Raw genomic sequence first — 17,465 nt, 5'->3', positions numbered from 1 at the left:
GGCCCCTCTGCACAAGTCGTGGAACAAACAGCTCCGAAACCTACGGCAGGGCCTGCCGGGCGTGTCCAATTGGGTCGCTCCAACGAGGGACTTGACACGGTTCCTCCCCTCACCGCAACGTCACCGCCAGCCGTGACGTCGTGCCCGCGCCGGCCAGGCGCACGGCCGTCGGGCGGGGCACGGCGAGGACCACCAGCGCGCCGGCCTCGGTGCCGCCGACGTCCGGCACCTCGGTGACGCGCGCACCGGTCGCCACCACCCGCACGGCGCCACGGCTGTCCGCGGCCACCACGTCCACGCGGTCACCGGGGTGCAGCAGTCCGACCGTCGCGCCGTCGGCGATCCGGACGGGGGCCGTCACGGTGCGGACGGGGGGCGTCCCGTGTGCGCGAGCAGGGCCGGCTCCGCCGGGTGGGGCGGCCACCGAGCCGGCGGGCCGAGCGGGCGCCGGATGTCCGCGTGCCCCTTCGGCGTCCTGCGGGCCGGCCGCCACGAGAGCGGCCGCCGTCATCGCCAGGCCCGCGGCGATCGCCCCCCTCCGGTGCCTGACGAGGCGCCGCAGCCGGTACCGCCCGCCGCGCACGTGGACCGGCGCGAAGAGCGGGACGGCGCAGGTCGGAGGAGCGTCCCCGCCCGGTGGACGGTCGAGTCCCGTGAGCTGTGCCCGAGAAGGGCGTGGGCGTGGGGCAGGGGACGGTGCCGGCCGCCGCGACCGCGGAGGGAGCGACGCCGCCTGCTGCGGCGGCCGGGGGAGTTGGGCCCGCGGGGGGAGCTGGGCGGGGCGGGTGTACTGAGTCATGGAGACCACCACCTGTGACGAGGGACCGGCTTGCGATCCCACGATGAGGCCTCGCGGCGAAGCCCGCCGGAGTCGGTGGACGGTCGGCGGATTGTGGACAACTCCCTCACCCGAACGGGAGATTCCTGCCTGTCCGCGATCCGGGCGGGCCGGCTCCGCAGAGCACCGACGGCGCCGCTCATCGGCGTCACCGACGAGGAGGCCCACCGGCCCGCCACAGCCCGTGAGTCCCCGTCCGTCACTCACCGCCCCGGCGTCCCGGGACACGGCGCCCCGGCCCCGTAACGGCAACCCGGCGGGACCCGTCCCGAAGTCTCCGGCGGAGCGCGCCTACGGCAGCTCGAACCCGGGATCCATCCCGCCCAGGGCCGTCGTGCACAGGCAGTCCCGGGTGCCGTTCTCCGGGAGCCCCGCGACCGCGTCGAAGAGCACGCCCCGAAGCCGGTCCACGTTCGCCGCGAACACCTTCAGCACCTCGTCGTGGGAGACGCCCTCGCCGCTCTCGGCGCCCGCGTCCAGGTCGGTGACCAGCGTCAACGACGTGTAGCAGAGCTCCAGTTCGCGGGCCAGCGCAGCCTCCGGGTGACCGGTCATACCGACCACCGACCAGCCCTGTGCCTGGTGCCAGAGGGACTCGGCCCGGGTGGAGAAGCGGGGGCCCTCCACGACGACGAGTGTGCCGCCGTCCACCGGCTCCCAGTTCCGGCCGCGCGCCGCGTCCAGGGCGACCTTGCGGCCGACGGGGCAGTAGGGGTCGGCGAGGGACACGTGCACCACGTTCGGCACCGCGTCGTCCGGCAGCGGCAGCCCGTCGAAGTAGGACTGGGCCCGCGCCTTCGTACGGTCCACGAACTGGTCCGGCACGAGCAGGGTTCCGGGCCCGTACTCCTCGCGCAGACCGCCCACGGCGCACGGCCCGAGGATCTGGCGTGCGCCGACGGAGCGCAGCGCCCATAGGTTGGCCCGGTAGTTGATGCGGTGCGGCGGCAGGTGGTGGCCGCGGCCGTGGCGGGGGAGGAAGGCGACCCGCCGTCCGGCGATCTCACCGAGGAACAAGGAGTCGCTGGGCGGCCCGTAGGGGGTGTCGACCTGGAGTTCGGTCACGTCGTCGAGGAAGGAGTAGAAGCCCGAGCCGCCGATGACACCGATCTCGGCCCGGTCCGCCTGCTCGCCGGCCGGGCTCTGGGGGTTGTCCGTATTCGCCATGGACCGCACCCTAACCGGGCCGGAGAAACACCGAAGACCCCGTCGTCGTAGGGCGACGGGGTCGGGTGCGAACGAGCCGGGAGAGGGCTCCCGGGGCCGGGGCGGTCGCCCTGGCCGGCCGGAGAGGTCCTAGGCGGCGGAGCTGCCGGCCGAGCCGGAGCCCGACGACTTCGAGTCCGAGGACGACGAGGACGACGAACCGGACGTCGACTTCGAGTCGGACGACGCCGCGGTGGACGTCGACGGCTTGGACGCGGGCGAGCTGCTCGACGAGGAACCGCGGCTGTCATTGCGGTAGAAGCCGGAGCCCTTGAAGACAATGCCGACGGCCGAGAACACCTTCTTCAGGCGGCCACCGCAGTTGGGGCACTCGGTCAGGGCATCGTCGGTGAACTTCTGCACCGCCTCGAGGCCCTCGCCACACTCGGTGCACTGGTACTGGTAGGTCGGCACTTGTCTTCCTCCTGGCACTCTCACTCAATGAGTGCTAACGACGGTCCATAGTGACGTATTCCGCGGGATCAGTCCACTGTCACCGGCACTCGGTGACCGACGCCACGTGCGACCGTCCGGCTCGGAGCGCTCGTGGTGAGGCGTGACCGCAGGGTCAGGAGTGTCGCCAGCGCAAGGACCGTACCGGCCATCGGCACCAGGAAGCCGGCACCGTCCCAGGCGTGGTCCTCCAACTGGCCGGCGACCGTGACGGCCGCCGCCTGGCCGAGCGCGACCGCGCCGGTGAGCCAGGTGAAGGCCTCGGTGCGGGCGCCCTGCGGGACCAGGCTCTCGACCAGGGTGTAGCCGGTGATCAGGGCCGGGGCGATGCACATGCCGACCAGGAGGCCGATTCCGGAGAGCACGACCACGGAGTGCGCGGCCCACAGTCCGGAGGCGGTCAGCGCGAGGGCGGCGTATCCGACGAGGAGCCGTCGCTGCGGGGCGACCTTCCAGGCGATGGCACCGCAGACGATGCCGGAGACCATGTTGCCCGCCGCGAAGACGCCGTACAGGACGCCGTTCAGGCCGGGCTCGCCGATCGACTCGCTGAACGCGGCCAGGGAGACCTGCATGCCGCCGAAGACGGAGCCGATGCCCAGGAACGTCACGATGAGGACGCGGACCCCGGGGACGCGCAGCGCGGAACCGTGGTCCACGCGCGTGTGCCGGTCGGCGGAGACGGAGGGCTGGGTGCTCCGCTGGGCGGCGAACAGCAGGCCGCCGACGAGGGTCAGCGAGGCCTCCGTGAGCAGGCCCGCGGCGGGGTTGACGGCCGTGCACAGAGCGGTGGCGAGCAGCGGGCCGAAGACGAAGGTCAGTTCGTCCGTGACGGACTCGAAGGCCGCCGCGGTCGTCATGAGGGGGGAGCCCTGGAGCTTCACGCCCCAGCGGGCCCGCACCATGGGCCCGACCTGGGGCACCGAGGCGCCGGTGGGCACCGCGGCGGCGAAGAGCGCCCACAGCGGGGCGTCCGCCAGTGCCAGCGCGGTCAGGGAGAGGCCCGCCAGGGCGTGCACGAGGACGCCCGGCAGCAGGACGGCCCGCTGTCCGTGGCGGTCGGCCAGCCGGCCGGTGAAGGGCGCGAACAGGGCCATGGCGACGCCGGTCACGGCCGCGACGGCGCCGGCCGCTCCGTAGGAGCCGGTGGTGTGCTGCACGAGCAGCACGATGGAGATCGTCAGCATGGCGAACGGCTGCCGTGCGGCGAATCCGGGAAGCAGGAACGTCCAGGCGCCGCGGGTGCGCAGCAGCCGGCCGTATCCAGGACGGGAAGTGACCGTGGATGCCACGGCCCGTGCCTTTCTGCCGCCTGGTAGCGCGCCCGTGCGGGGGCGCCGAGAGCTGTCCTCTTGCGCGGATCTGCGGTAGATACCGGCGTCCTCGGCAGGAGGGCGTCACGGCCGCCATACGGTCGCGCCAGCTCTGCGTCAGGCAGAGTTGGTCCGATCTGGGTGTGCCTTCATCGTACAGGGGCCGGGCCTTCCCTCGCCTGTGAAAGCGAGCACCGTGGCAACGTACGCCTGGGAATGCCCGCCGTCCTCGGTTGTCCCGTTAAAGGCCCTTTTGGTGGGCCGTGTGGCCGCGCTGGTTCTCCGTGGCGACCTCGCCGGTGCCCAGCCAGCCGGCCAGCTTGCCGCCCTGGCCCACTGCGCGGAGCCGCTTCTCGGCGGCGTCCCGGACCGGGTCGGTGGCCACCACCAGCAGCTCGTCGCCGAGCCGCAGCACGGTCGTGGGCATCGGCACGAAGGACTTCCCCTCGCGGACGACCAGGGTGACCGCGGCGCCCGGGGGCATCCGCAGCTCGCCCACCTCGACGCCGTGCATCCGGGATCCCTCGGGGATGGCGACCGACAGCAGGTGGCCGCGCAGCCGCTCAAGAGGGGCCGACTCGATGCCCAGGTCGGCGGCGCCGGGGGATGCTCCGAGCCGGAGTTTGCGGGCCAGCCAGGGCAGGGTCGGGCCCTGGACGAGGGTGTAGACGACGACCAGGACGAAGACGATGTTGAAGATGCGCCGGCTGTCCGAGACGCCGTTCACCATGGGGATGGTCGCCAGGATGATGGGCACGGCGCCGCGCAGGCCCGCCCAGGAGAGCAGGGTCTGCTCCTGCCAGGGCATGCGGAAGGGCGCCAGGCTGACGATCACGCTGAGGGGCCGCGCCGCCATGGTCAGAATCAGGCCGACGAGCAGGGCGGGCACGATGTCGTCGCCCATCTCGTGCGGTGTGACCAGCAGGCCGAGCAGGACGAACATGCCGATCTGGGCGATCCAGCCGAGTCCCTCGGCGAAGCCGCGGGTGGCGGGCCAGTGCGGGAGCTTGGCGTTGCCCAGCAGCATCGAGGCGAGGTAGACGGCGAGGAATCCACTGCCGTGCGCCAGGGCCCCGGCGGCGTAGGCGACGACCGCGATGGCCATCACGGCGATCGGGTAGAGGCCGGAGGCGGGCAGCGCCACGTGCCGCAGCCCGAAGGAGCCGAGCCAGCCGACCGCGATCCCGATGGCGGCGCCGATCGCGAGTTCCAGGGCTATCTCGCCGACCAGCGCGTACCAGTGCTCCACCGGTCCGGCGGTGGAGAAGGCGACGACGAGGATGACCACCGGGGCGTCGTTGAAGCCGGACTCGGCCTCCAGGATGCCCGTCACGCGCGCGGGCAGGGGGATCTTCCGCAGGACGGAGAAGACCGCCGCGGCGTCCGTCGAGGACACCACCGCCCCGACGATGAGGGCCTGCCGCCAGTCCAGGTCGATCAGGTAGTGCGCCGCCGTCGCGGTGACACCGACGCTCACCGCGACACCCACCAGTGCCAGCGAGGAGGCCGCCGGGAGCGCCGGCTTGATCTCCTTCCACTTCGTGCCGAGTCCGCCCTCGGCCAGGATCACGACCAGGGCCGCGTACCCGATGACCTGGGTCAGTTCGGCGCTGTTGAAGTGGACGTCGCCGATGCCGTCCTGGCCCATGGCGACGCCGATCCCCAGGTACACGAGCAGGGTGGGGAGCCCGCTGCGTGAGGAGATCCGGACCGCCGCCACGGCGACGAGGAGGACGAGCGCGCACACGAGCAGGAGCTGGTTGAGGTGGTGGACAGTCAGGGGCTGTTCCTTTCTCGCCGATCCGGTCCCGCCGGGACGAGTACGCGGATCCGAGCACCGGAAGCCGGGTACTTCAGTGCAAGTACTTCGTTACCTTACCTAACTCTTGACGCTTTCTTGACGTTCCGGGAGGCAAGATCGAACGCCCGTGCTTCTCGGTTCCCCACTCCGCGTCAAGGCGCGGTTGGCCCTGCGCCTATGGTTGCTCCAGCACTCCAGGACCGCCTGCCGCTCGCGTTAGGACAGCAAGGACAGCGATGCCCCCCAACACCACCGCCTCTTCCGGCCAAAAGCCCGGCAAGTCCGGCAGGAAGAAGGGGCGCAAAGCCCGACTGTTCTTGATTGTCCTGGTTCTTGCCATCATCGGGGGCATCGCCTTCGGCGCGTACTGGAGCGTCAGCACCGTGCGCGCCTCCTTCCCGCAGACCAAGGGCTCCATAAAGCTCGACGGCCTGTCGGGGCCGGTGAACGTGAAGCGCGACGGCAACGGCATCCCCCAGGTCTACGCCTCGTCCGACGAGGACCTGTTCATGGCCCAGGGCTTCGTCCAGGCGCAGGACCGGTTCTACGAGATGGACGTGCGCCGCCACATGACCTCGGGCCGGCTGTCCGAGATGTTCGGCAAGGGCCAGGTCAAGAACGACGAGTTCCTGCGCACGCTGGGCTGGAACCGCGTGGCGCAGAAGGAGTACGACACCAAGCTGTCGGCCTCCACGAAGAAGTACCTCCAGGCGTACGCCAAGGGAGTCAACGCCTACCTGAAGGGCAAGGACGGCAAGGACATCTCCCTGGAGTACGCCGCCCTCGGCTTCAGCAACGACTACACGCCCCAGCAGTGGACCCCGGTCGACTCCGTGGCCTGGCTCAAGGCGATGGCCTGGGACCTGCGCGGCAACATGCAGGACGAGATCGACCGCTCCCTGATGACGAGCCGGCTCGGACCGAAGCAGATCGCCGACCTGTACCCGGAGTACCCGTACAGCCGGAACAAGGCGATCGTCCAGGAGGGCGCGTACGACAGCGTCACCGGGACGTACGCGCGGACCGGCACCGCCTCGGGCGCGTCGTCCACGGCGGGCACGGGGCTCACCGGCAACACCGAGGCACCCGCCGGCTTCCAGAGCCAGCTCTCGGGCCTCTACGACGTGCTCGACAAGGTGCCCACCGCCGTCGGCGTCAACGGCAACGGCATCGGCTCCAACTCCTGGGTCGTCTCGGGCAGCCACACCATCACCGGCAAGCCGCTGCTCGCCAACGACCCCCACCTGTCGGCCTCGCTGCCCTCGGTCTGGTACCAGATGGGCCTGCACTGCACGGCGCTCTCCGCCAAGTGCCAGTACGACGTCGCCGGCTACACCTTCGCGGGGATGCCCGGCGTGGTCATCGGCCACAACCAGGACATCGCCTGGGGCATGACCAACTCCGGGGTCGACGTCACCGACCTCTACCTGGAGAAGATCACCGGCGAGGGCTACGAGTACGACGGCAAGGTGCGGCCCTTCAGCACCCGCAAGGAGACCATCAAGGTCGCGGGCGGCGCGAGCAAGACGATCGTGGTCCGGTCGACCGAGGACGGCATGCCGCTGCTCTCCGACCGCGACGACGAACTGGTCAAGGTCGGCAAGAAGGCCACCGTCGACGCCGGGGCGCCCGACCGCGGGGACGGCTACGCCATCGCGCTGCGCTGGACCGCGCTGGACCCCGGCAACTCGATGGACGCCGTCTTCGAGATGGACAAGGCGTCGGACTGGACCGAGTTCCGCAAGGCGTCCACGTCGTTCGACGTGCCCTCGCAGAACCTCGTGTACGCCGACACCGAGGGCAACATCGGCTACCAGCTGCCGGGACGGATCCCGACGCGCGCCGAGGGCGACGACGGTTCGCTGCCCTCGCCCGGCTGGGAGTCCAAGTACCGCTGGACCGGATACATCAAGCAGTCCGCGCTGCCCTACGAGTACAACCCGAAGCGCGGGTACATCGTCACCGCGAACCAGGCGGTCGTCGACAAGGACAAGTACCCCTACACGCTCACCACGGACTGGGGCTACGGCACGCGCAGCCAGCGGATCAACGACCTGATCGAGTCGAAGATCAACGGCGGCGGCAAGATCTCCACCGACGACATGCGGCAGATGCAGCTCGACAACAGCAGCGAGATCGCCAAGCTGATCGTGCCGAAGCTGCTCAAGATCGACGTGGCCGACCCGGACGTCCGGCAGGCGCAGAAGCTGCTGGAGGGCTGGGACTACACCCAGGACTCCGACTCCGCGGCGGCCGCCTACTTCAACGCCACCTGGCGCAACATCCTCAAGCTCGCCTTCGGCAACAAGCTGCCCAAGGAACTGCGGGTCAAGGGCCAGTGCCTGAACGTCGACCGGGTCGACACCACGGGCCCCGCGGACGCGGACCAGAAGGTGCGCGAGTGCGGCGAGCGCGACGCGGACCAGGCGCAGCCGGACGGCGGCGACCGCTGGTTCGAGGTCGTCCGCAAGATCATCAACGATGAGAAGAACGACTGGTGGCAGCTGCCGAAGACGCGCACCCAGAAGGCAACCGACACGCGTGACGAGCTGTTCGGCCGCGCTCTGCGGGACGCCCGCTGGGAGCTGACCGCCAAGCTCGGCAAGGACATCGACACCTGGAGCTGGGGCCGGCTGCACCGCCTGTTCCTGAAGAACCAGACCCTCGGTACCGAAGGCCCCCGTTTCCTCCAGTACATGCTCAACCGCGGCCCGTGGAAGCTCGGCGGCGGCGAGGCGACGGTCAACGCGACCGGCTGGAACGCGGCGGGCGGCTACGGCGTGGTGTGGGTGCCCTCGATGCGGATGGTCGTGAACCTCGGCGACCTCGACAAGTCGAAGTGGATCAACCTGTCGGGAGCCAGCGGGCACGCGTACAGCGCGCACTACACGGACCAGACGGATCTGTGGGCCAAGGGTGAACTCCTGCCCTGGGCCTTCTCGGGCAAGGCCGTCGACAAGAGGACCAGCGACACCCTCGTCCTCGAACCGTGACGGGTCCGGAGACCGGCGGGGTGTGACGCCCCGCCCCCGGCCCGGCCGAAGTGGCCCTCCACGCACGCGTGGAGGGCCGGTCGGGGTTCAGCCGGGGTCAGCGGAAGCGGCGGACCCCGGAAGGGGTCACCACGGCGTGGACGGGCCGGTCGTGGGCCTCCGCCGGTACCCGCTCGACGACTTCGGTGTCGTACAGGAGCACCACCAGGGCGGGATCCGCGCCCGACCGTTCCAGGCGGGCCAGGACGCGGTCGTAGGAACCCCCGCCGCGGCCCAGCCGCATTCCGCGCCCGTCGACGGCGAGCCCGGGCAGCAGGACCACGTCCGCCCCTGAGACGGCCTCCGGGCCCAACCGGTCGCCCACAGGCTCCAGAAGGGCCATTCTCGTGCCGTGCCGGACCGGGGCGAGGGAGCCGGCCCCCTCGTACGGGCCCCAGTCCAGGTCGTTGTCCGGCAGCAGGACCGGCAGCAGAACCCGCACCCCGCGCGCGTGGAGCGCGTCTAGGAGTGCGAGGGTGCCGGGCTCGCTCCCCACGGAGACGTACGCCGCCACCGAGCGCGCGTGCGCCAGTTCGGGCAGTTCCAGGGCCCGGACGGCGAGCGCCGCGGCGGACTTGCGCACGTCATCGTCCGTCAACCCGGTTCTCACCGACAGGAACCCTCGGCGCAACATTGGCTTCGTAGGGTCCGGTTCGGGTCCCAGGTGGCTCACAGGCGGCTCCCGTACTCTTCTCAATGCGCTCATATGAGAGCGAATTAACCGGAGCCACAGATTCAGCACATAGCCACCGGATATGGTTACGGGCATGACTGAGTCACACCCCAGGATCAGTAAGGCTGTCATCCCCGCGGCAGGCCTCGGCACCCGGTTCCTGCCGGCCACCAAAGCCACGCCCAAGGAGATGCTGCCGGTCGTCGACAAGCCGGCGATCCAGTACGTGGTCGAAGAGGCCGCGTCGGCGGGTCTTGACGACGTCCTGATGATCACGGGCCGCAACAAGCGCCCGCTGGAAGACCACTTCGACCGCAACTACGAGCTCGAGTCGGCGCTCCAGAAGAAGGGCGACGCCGGGCGGCTCGCCAAGGTCCAGGAGTCCAGCGACCTCGCGACCATGCACTACGTGCGCCAGGGCGACCCCAAGGGACTCGGTCACGCCGTCCTGTGCGCGGCCCCGCACGTCGGCCACGAACCCTTCGCCGTCCTCCTCGGCGACGACCTGATCGACCCGCGCGACCCCCTGCTCGCCCGCATGGTCGAGGTCCAGGAGCAGCACGGCGGCAGCGTCATCGCCCTCATGGAGGTCGCACCCGAGCAGATCCACCTCTACGGATGCGCCGCCGTCGAAATCACGGGCGAGGCCGATCTCGTGAAGGTGACCGGCCTGGTCGAGAAGCCCGACGCCTCCGACGCGCCCAGCAACTACGCCATCATCGGGCGCTACGTCCTGGACCCGCACATCTTCGACATACTGCGCACGACCGAGCCCGGTCGCGGCGGCGAGATCCAGCTCACCGACGCGCTCCAGCAGCTCGCCTCCGACGAGAAGGTCGGCGGCCCCGTGCACGGCGTCGTCTTCAAGGGCCGCCGCTATGACACCGGCGACCGTGGCGACTACCTGCGTGCCATTGTCAGACTCGCGTGCGAACGTGAAGACCTGGGACCGGACTTCCGGACCTGGCTTCGAAGTTACGTAGCCGAGGAGATGTAGGACTTTGAGCAGCGCCGCGACCCGCACCGCCGGCCAGGATCACCTCTGGTCGGTGGACGACCACCTGGAGGACATCCTCGGCACCGTCCGCCCTCTCGAACCCATCGAGCTGCAACTCCTCGACGCCCAGGGCTGTGTCCTGGTCGAGGACGTCACGGTGCCGGTGTCCCTGCCGCCCTTCGACAACAGCTCGATGGACGGGTACGCGGTCCGGGTCGCGGACGTCGCGGGCGCGAGCGAGGAGTACCCGGCGGTCCTGACGGTCGTCGGCGATGTCGCGGCCGGCCAGGCCGAGGCGCCCTACGTGGGCCCCGGCCAAGCCGTCCGCATCATGACCGGTGCCCCGCTGCCGCCCGGCGCCGAGGCCGTCGTCCCCGTCGAGTGGACGGACGGAGGACTCGGAGAGGGCCCGGTCACCGGGATGCGCGCGCACAGCGCCAGCCCCGAGGGCGCCTTCGGGCAGGTGCACATCCACCGCGCCGCCGAGGCACGCGCGCACGTGCGCGCCGCCGGCAGCGACGTGAAGGCGGGCGACCGCGCCCTCGAAGCGGGCACCGTCCTCGGCCCCCCGCAGATCGGCCTGCTCGCCGCGATCGGCCGCGCCACCGTGCGCGTACGGCCCCGCCCCCGCGTGGTCGTCCTCTCGACCGGCAGCGAACTCGCCCAGCCCGGCGAGACGTTGGGCACCGGCCAGATCTACGACTCGAACAGCTTCGCGCTGTACGCGGCCGCCCGTGACGCCGGCGCCATCGCCTACCGCGTCGGCGCGGTCGCCGACGACGCCGAGACCCTGCGCGCCACCATCGAGGACCAGCTCATCCGCGCCGACCTCGTGGTCACCACCGGCGGGGTGAGCGTCGGCGCCTACGACGTGGTCAAGGAGGCGCTGTCCTCCGTGGGCGACGAGGACGAGGCCGGCGGCGGCATCGACTTCCGCAAGCTCGCCATGCAGCCCGGCAAGCCCCAGGGCTTCGGCTCCATCGGCCCCGACCACACCCCGCTGCTCGCCCTCCCGGGCAACCCCGTCTCGTCCTACGTCTCCTTCGAGCTCTTCGTGCGCCCCGCCATCCGCACGCTCGCGGGCCTCCAGGACGTCCACCGGCCCACCACCCGTGCCACCCTCGCCGCGGACAAGGCGCTGACCTCGCCGGAGGGCCGCCGCCAGTTCCTGCGCGGCACCTACGCGGACGGCACCGTGACACCGGTCGGCGGCGCCGGATCGCACCTGGTCGCCGCCCTCGCGCACGCCGACGCGCTGATCGTCGTCCCCGAGAGCGCCACCTCGGTCGAGCCCGGCACCGAGGTCGAGGTCGTGCTGCTCGGCTGAGCGGCCGGGACCCGGGCCGCCCGCCGACGCACCGCCGGGTCACGAGAGAGGCGCACGCTCATCACGGAGGCGTGGCGGCGGACGACCGGGCGGTAACGTGTCGCGCACACCAGGCCCACGCGCCGCACCGCGACGGGCCCTGACCGGGAGCGCCCACGCACATGACTGTTCCGTCCCGGGGGGACACCTCCGGACCCCCCGTGCAGGACCGACTGACGCACATCGACGAGGCGGGCGCCGCCCGCATGGTCGACGTGTCCGGGAAGGACGTGACCGCGCGCACCGCGCGGGCCAGCGGCCGCGTCCTGGTCTCGCCCGGCGTCGTCGAGCTGCTGCGCGGCGAGGGAGTTCCCAAGGGTGACGCCCTCGCCACCGCCCGCATCGCGGGGATCATGGGAGCCAAGCGCACCCCGGACCTGATCCCGCTGTGCCACCCGCTGTCCGTGTCGGGCGTCGAGGTCGACCTGTCGGTCGCGGACGACGCCGTCGAGATCCGCGCCACCGTCAGGACGACCGACCGCACCGGTGTCGAGATGGAAGCCCTCACGGCGGTCAGCGTCGCGGCGCTCACCGTGATCGACATGGTGAAGGCCGTCGACAAGGGAGCGGTCATCACGGACGTCCGGGTGGAAGAGAAGACGGGCGGGAAGTCCGGCGACTGGAGCCGGACATGAGCGCCGGCACCGGCCCGGCCGCCGCGCGGACCTACCGCGCCCTGGTGGTCACCGCCTCCAACCGCGCCTCCGCCGGCGTCTACGAGGACCGGGGCGGCCCGTTGATCGCCGCCGGACTCTCCTCGTTGGGCTTCACCGTCGAGGGACCGCAGGTCGTGCCGGACGGCGACCCCGTGGAGGCCGCGCTGCGCGCCGGTGTCGAGGCGGGCTACGACGTCATCGTCACCACCGGCGGCACCGGGATCTCACCGACCGACCGCACCCCCGAGGCGACGCTCCGGGTGCTCGACCACGAGATCCCGGGCATTCCCGAGGCGATCAGGGCGTTCGGCCGGGAGAAGGTGCCGACCGCGGCGCTCTCCCGCGGGCTCGCCGGCGTCGCCCGGGGGACACTGATCGTGAACCTGCCGGGTTCCCCCGGCGGGGTGAAGGACGGCCTGGCCGTCCTGGAGCCCCTTCTGGTCCACGCCGTCGACCAGCTGCGCGGCGGCGACCACCTCAGACCCAGCGGCAGTGGGGGTGCGTGCTGAACAGCCCATCCTGGCCCGTCGAGCTGGTGGACGGCGACGTCGTCCTCCGGCCGATAAGGCTGCGCGACCAGCGGACGTGGCGTGAGGTCAACCGGCGCAACCGCGACTGGCTGCGGCCCTGGGAGGCGACCATTCCGCCGCCCACGCCGAGCGGTCCGATCGCGCACCGGCCGACCTACCGTCAGATGGTCCGGCACCTGCGGGCCGAGGCCAACGCGGGCCGCATGCTGCCCTTCGTGATCGAGTACCAGGGGCGGCTGGTGGGGCAGTTGACCGTCGCCGGGATCACCTGGGGCTCGATGTGTTCGGGGCATGTCGGCTACTGGGTGGACCAGTCGGTCGCGGGCCGCGGCGTGATGCCGACGGCGGTGGCGCTGGTGACCGACCACTGCTTCCGCACGGTCGGACTGCACCGCGTCGAAGTCTGTATTCGCCCCGAGAACCGGCCCAGCCGCAGGGTCGTGGAGAAACTCGGATTCCGCGAGGAAGGGCTTCGCCCGCGCTATCTCCACATCGACGGCGCGTGGCGGGACCATCTCGTCTTCGCGCTCACCGCGGAGGAAGTGCCCGAAGGACTGCTCGCCCGGTGGCGCCGCGGCCGATCGGTCCAGACCAGGCCGGAACGGCTGGGACCGGATCAGTCGGGATCGCAGAACCCGAGCACGCCGGGCAACGCCGGTAAATGAAATGGGTGTTCGAAATTGATCGCTGTGCGATCAGCTCGGGGCATTAATTTCGCGCTCCCGGTGGCCTGCTGATCGCATCGGTCACAAAAAAAGCTCGAAATATCAGCCAGATCGTGCGACACACCGGCGCAATTGGCAGATGGCCTCACACAAACCCCTCTACCGTGTGAGGCGTGAGCAGCAGCGGCCTCATCTACGCAGTCATCGTCGGGGCCTGGGCCGCCTACTTGGTGCCGATGTGGCTCCGTAGGCAGGACGAGCTGAACGAAGCTCGTCCGACGGAACGCTTCAGCACCGCCATCCGGCTGCTGTCCGGACGGGCGGGCATGGAGCGTCGATACGCCAAGGACCTGCGGGCGCGCTCCGCCGACGAGGGGGAGCCCGACGCCGACCCGGACGACGCCACCGATTCGGTGGACGTCCGGGCCTTCGCCATGCCTCCGACCCGGCCCCAGACGGCGGTCCAGCACCGCCCACAGGTCCAGGAGCGCGTGCCGTCGCCGGACCCGGCCCAGGCGGAACAGAACCAGGGCGGCCGGACGGCCGGCAGGGAGAGCGGCGCGTACGAGACACCGGGCGCGGCCCGGCCCGTACCGCAGCAGTCGTCCCCGTCCACGCCGAGACAGCCGGCCAAGTCCGCGCCCCAGCAGGCCACGTCGTCCGCGGCGGGCCGCGCACCCGGCGTGCGGCGGGCGCCCTCGGCGGAAGCCGAAGCGCGCGCCCGGCGCGTCAAGGTCCTCGCGCGCCGCCGGCGTACGACGGTCATGCTCTTCCTCGCCTTCACACTCGGCGCGATCGTCGCCGCCGTCGGCGGCCTCGGGCTCCTCTGGGCGCCCGCCGTACCGGCCGTGATGCTGAGCTCCTACATCGTCTATCTGCGGGCCCAGGAGCGGCGGCGCTTCACCTACGTCATGGACCGCCGCCGGGCCGAGGTCGCCGCGCAGCGGCTGCGGGAGCGTCAGCCGCGCCGCCGGGCGGCCGCCGACCTCGCCGTGGACGAACCGGAGGAAGGCCCAGGAGCCGACACCGACACCGGGCTCTCCGCGCTCGCCGCGGACCGGCGCGCCCTCGTCGAGCAGACGGACCACGCCGAGTGGGTCGACCAGCAGCGTGAACGCCGGCGCGGCCCCCGACAGGGCGACAGCTGGGACCCGGTGCCCGTTCCGCTGCCGACCTACGTGACCGCGCCCGTCGCGCCGCGGGCCACCTCCGACGTCGACCTGGGGGCGCCGGACGCGTGGAGTTCCGCGCGGTCCAGCTCCGTCGAGCCGAGCGCCCACGAGGCCGAACCGGCCGAGGAGAACCCCGAGTGCGACGACGACTGCGCGGACGCGGCGGACGACGGCCGCAGTGACGCCCGCCGCGCCGCGTCGGCGCGCCGCGCCCGCGAACGCGGCCGGACCCCGCTCTTCGACCAGTACGAGGACGGCGAACGGCCGCGCGCGGCCAACGAGTGAGAAGCCGGACGACCGGTGCCCGGAAGGGCCTGGCTGACCAGCCAGGAACGGATTTCCAAGCACCGCGATCGGGATGCTAGAGTTTCACTCGTTGCAAGGGCCTGTGGCGCAGTCTGGTAGCGCACCTCGTTCGCATCGAGGGGGTCTGGGGTTCAAATCCCCACAGGTCCACCGCAGCCAAGAGCCCCAGTCGGAGAGATCCGACTGGGGCTCTTGCCATGTCCGCACAGTCTTGCCATGTCCGCACGGCGACGCGGACAACTCCCCTCGTGGAGCGGGCCCCTGGGGCCCGCTCCGGCTGCCGCCCGCTCCGGACGCCGGGTCCTAGAGGGCCTTGGCGAAGCAGAGGCTCAGGTCGTGGAAGCGGTAGTAGCCGAACTTCGCGCACGGGGCATAGCCGCTCGACGCGTAGAGGGACACCGCCTCGGGCTGTTTGGCGCCGGTCTCCAGGACCATGCGGACGCGGCCGGCCGTACGGGCGTCCTCCTCCAGGGCGGCGAGGACGCGCCGGGCGAGACCGAGACCGCGGGCCTCGGGGACCACGTACATGCGCTTGAGTTCGGCGTCGCCGTCCGAGTAGGCCTCGGCGTTCTCGTCCTGGGTGCGCCAGCCGCCCGTCGCCACCGGCCGGTCCCGCTCGTCGTAGGCGATCAGATAGAGGCCCACGGGCGGGGCGAACATCCACGCGTCGAGGTGCGTGGCGTCGCCGTCGTCGCCGTAGCGCTCGGCGTACTCGGCCTGCACCTGGTCGTTGAGCTTCACGGCGTCGGGATGGTCGAAGGGGACCTGGCGGATGTTCATGCGGAATACCGTACATCTATGCGTTATGGGTGATGGCTGGTGACGCGTCGTGCGGGACCGGCGCGAGCGGTCGCTCCCGTCCTGCCGGGCGGGTGATCGAGTTCGGATCGGGCGCACCGGTTCAGTATCGTGCCCGGGTGCTGACTGTGACCTCTGTGAATGTGAACGGGCTCCGGGCCGCCGCGAAGAAGGGTTTCGTGGAGTGGCTCGCGGAGACCTCCGCGGACGTGCTGTGTCTCCAGGAGGTGCGGGCCGAGCCCGGGCAGCTGCCCGAGGAGGTGCGCGCCCCCGAGGGCTGGCACGTCGTGCACGCCCCCGCCGCCGCCAAGGGCCGTGCCGGTGTGTCCCTTTACACACGCCGCGAGCCGGACGCCGTCCGCGTCGGCTTCGGGTCCGTGGAGTTCGACGCCTCCGGCCGCCACGTCGAGGTGGACCTGCCCGGCGTCACCGTGGCGAGCCTCTACCTGCCCTCCGGCGAGGTCGGCACCGAGCGGCAGGACGAGAAGATCCGCTTCATGGCGGAGTTCCTCGGCCACCTCAAGGGACTCAGGGAGCGCGCCGCCGCCGACGGGCGCGAGGTCGTCGTCTGCGGCGACTGGAACATCGCCCACCAGGAGGCCGACCTCAAGAACTGGCGCGCCAACCGGAAGAACTCCGGCTTCCTGCCCGAGGAGCGCGCCTGGCTGGACCAGGTCCTCGACGCGACAGACGGCGGCTACGTGGACGTCGTCCGCGCCCTGCACCCGGACACCGAGGGGCCCTACTCGTGGTGGTCGTACCGGGGGCGGGCTTTCGACAATGATTCAGGGTGGAGGATCGACCTCCACGTCTGCACGCCCGGGCTCGCGGCCAAGGCGGTCAAGGGCTTCGTGGAGCGCGCCGCGACGCACGACGAGCGCTGGTCCGACCATGCGCCGGTGACGGTCGTCTACAACCTCTGAGCGGGCACGACACTGCCGGGGAGCCCCGGCCGCCGGTGCGCGGTCGCCCCCGGTAGCCCTACACCCCGCCCTCGCCGTTCTCCTTGTCCCGCAGGCGGCGGTCCAGGGCCATCGACAGTTCCGCCTCCACCACGCTCTTCGCGAGGGGGCGCAGGCGTTGGAGGTCCTGGGGGGTGCGGTCCTCGGTGAGGACCAGGGTGGTGAAGAGTTCGGCGAGCGCGTCGGTGTGGTCGCGGACGCGGCGGGCGGCGCGCAGGACGTCGGCGAGCGGGATGCCCTCGCGGACCAGCGCGGCCGAGACGTCCAGCAGGCGGCGGCTGATGTGGACGATCTCGCCGCCGTCCGTGCCGAGGTAGCCGAGGTCGAGGGCGGCGGCGAGGTTCTCCGGGGTCGCCTGCCCGGCGAAGACGTCGGCGAGTTCCTCGGGGGAGAGGCGGACCGGGGTCTCCTCGGTGGGCTCGCCCAGGCCGAGCAGCTCGCCCACGTCGCGCCCGTGGTCGAAGGCCTCGGCCAGTTCCGCGATGCCGTTGAGGGTGTGGCCGCGTTCCAGGAGTGCCGAGATGGTGCGCAGGCGGGCCAGGTGGGTGTCGTCGTACCAGGCGATGCGGCCTTCGCGCCGGGGCGGCGGTATGAGCTTGCGTTCCCGGTAGAAGCGCAGGGTGCGCACGGTGATGCCGGCCTTCTCGGCCAGTTCCTCCATGCGGTACTCGTGCCCGCCGGGGTCCGGGCGGCCGCT

The 17,465-nt window shown here is 71.5% G+C and carries 15 protein-coding genes, 1 tRNA gene and 1 pseudogene; 9 read left to right on the top strand and 8 right to left on the bottom strand.

Going from position 1 to position 17,465, the window contains the following annotated elements:
- Positions 1-109: 109 nt before the first annotated feature.
- The 5 genes and pseudogenes from B0675_RS06450 to B0675_RS06425 form a co-directional block, all read right to left on the bottom strand.
- Positions 110-640 (bottom strand): annotated as a pseudogene (locus B0675_RS06450) (hypothetical protein); the annotation flags it as partial.
- 489 nt (positions 641-1,129) lie between these two features.
- Entirely contained in the window at positions 1,130-2,005 is an 876-nt protein-coding gene (locus B0675_RS06440) for an S-methyl-5'-thioadenosine phosphorylase (protein ID WP_081217778.1), read from the bottom strand.
- Positions 2,006-2,134: 129 nt separating this feature from the next.
- Entirely contained in the window at positions 2,135-2,458 is a 324-nt protein-coding gene (locus B0675_RS06435) for an FmdB family zinc ribbon protein (RefSeq protein WP_081217777.1), read from the bottom strand.
- Positions 2,459-2,526: 68 nt separating this feature from the next.
- Positions 2,527-3,789, bottom strand: a complete 1,263-nt coding sequence (locus tag B0675_RS06430) for an MFS transporter (protein ID WP_081217776.1) — start codon at positions 3,787-3,789, stop codon at positions 2,527-2,529.
- Between the two features lie 262 nt (positions 3,790-4,051).
- A complete protein-coding gene (locus B0675_RS06425) occupies positions 4,052-5,557 on the bottom strand; it encodes a potassium/proton antiporter (protein WP_241539712.1) in 1,506 nt (501 codons plus the stop codon).
- 290 nt (positions 5,558-5,847) lie between these two features.
- On the opposite strand from B0675_RS06425, the gene B0675_RS06420 reads away from it, so the two are divergent.
- Positions 5,848-8,604, top strand: coding sequence for a penicillin acylase family protein (locus B0675_RS06420; protein ID WP_081217774.1), 2,757 nt, complete (start codon positions 5,848-5,850; stop codon positions 8,602-8,604).
- Positions 8,605-8,701: 97 nt separating this feature from the next.
- Here B0675_RS06420 and B0675_RS06415 read toward each other — a convergent pair whose 3' ends face one another.
- On the bottom strand, positions 8,702-9,277 hold the full coding sequence (locus tag B0675_RS06415; RefSeq protein WP_107482569.1) for a 5-formyltetrahydrofolate cyclo-ligase: 576 nt from the start codon (positions 9,275-9,277) through the stop codon (positions 8,702-8,704).
- A 133-nt stretch (positions 9,278-9,410) separates the two neighbouring features.
- Between B0675_RS06415 and galU the strand changes: the two genes are divergently transcribed.
- The 7 genes from galU to B0675_RS06380 all read left to right on the top strand — a co-directional run bounded on the left by galU (position 9,411) and on the right by B0675_RS06380 (position 15,158).
- Positions 9,411-10,313, top strand: a complete 903-nt coding sequence (galU, locus tag B0675_RS06410) for a UTP--glucose-1-phosphate uridylyltransferase GalU (RefSeq protein ID WP_081217773.1) — start codon at positions 9,411-9,413, stop codon at positions 10,311-10,313.
- Positions 10,314-10,317: 4 nt separating this feature from the next.
- The gene (glp, locus tag B0675_RS06405) at positions 10,318-11,640 is read left to right on the top strand and encodes a gephyrin-like molybdotransferase Glp (RefSeq protein WP_081217772.1); all 1,323 of its coding nucleotides are present in this window, start codon (positions 10,318-10,320) and stop codon (positions 11,638-11,640) included.
- A 161-nt stretch (positions 11,641-11,801) separates the two neighbouring features.
- The gene (moaC, locus tag B0675_RS06400) at positions 11,802-12,314 is read left to right on the top strand and encodes a cyclic pyranopterin monophosphate synthase MoaC (protein WP_081217771.1); all 513 of its coding nucleotides are present in this window, start codon (positions 11,802-11,804) and stop codon (positions 12,312-12,314) included.
- Positions 12,311-12,844, top strand: coding sequence for a MogA/MoaB family molybdenum cofactor biosynthesis protein (locus B0675_RS06395; protein WP_081217770.1), 534 nt, complete (start codon positions 12,311-12,313; stop codon positions 12,842-12,844). The genes moaC and B0675_RS06395 overlap by 4 nt, the downstream gene beginning before the upstream one ends.
- Positions 12,841-13,530, top strand: coding sequence for a GNAT family protein (locus tag B0675_RS06390; RefSeq protein ID WP_241539902.1), 690 nt, complete (start codon positions 12,841-12,843; stop codon positions 13,528-13,530). Before B0675_RS06395 ends, B0675_RS06390 begins: the two co-directional genes overlap by 4 nt.
- 173 nt (positions 13,531-13,703) lie before the next feature.
- Positions 13,704-14,987, top strand: a complete 1,284-nt coding sequence (gene glpR, locus B0675_RS06385) for a gephyrin-like molybdotransferase receptor GlpR (protein WP_081217769.1) — start codon at positions 13,704-13,706, stop codon at positions 14,985-14,987.
- 97 nt (positions 14,988-15,084) lie between these two features.
- Positions 15,085-15,158 (top strand) — tRNA-Ala (locus B0675_RS06380).
- Between the two features lie 153 nt (positions 15,159-15,311).
- Here B0675_RS06380 and B0675_RS06375 read toward each other — a convergent pair.
- Positions 15,312-15,788 (bottom strand): GNAT family N-acetyltransferase, encoded by a 477-nt coding sequence (locus B0675_RS06375; RefSeq protein WP_081217768.1) that lies wholly within the window; start codon positions 15,786-15,788, stop codon positions 15,312-15,314.
- 137 nt (positions 15,789-15,925) lie between these two features.
- On the opposite strand from B0675_RS06375, the gene B0675_RS06370 reads away from it, so the two are divergent.
- On the top strand, positions 15,926-16,729 hold the full coding sequence (locus B0675_RS06370) for an exodeoxyribonuclease III (protein WP_081221624.1): 804 nt from the start codon (positions 15,926-15,928) through the stop codon (positions 16,727-16,729).
- A 58-nt stretch (positions 16,730-16,787) separates the two neighbouring features.
- On the opposite strand, the gene B0675_RS06365 is transcribed toward B0675_RS06370, so the two are convergent.
- Positions 16,788-17,429, bottom strand: coding sequence for a MerR family transcriptional regulator (locus B0675_RS06365; protein ID WP_081217767.1), 642 nt, complete (start codon positions 17,427-17,429; stop codon positions 16,788-16,790).
- Positions 17,430-17,465 lie beyond the last annotated feature (36 nt).

Source organism: Streptomyces sp. M41(2017), from assembly GCF_002078175.1.
Lineage (GTDB): Bacteria > Actinomycetota > Actinomycetes > Streptomycetales > Streptomycetaceae > Streptomyces.
This window is presented reverse-complemented; position numbering and strand designations above follow the sequence as displayed.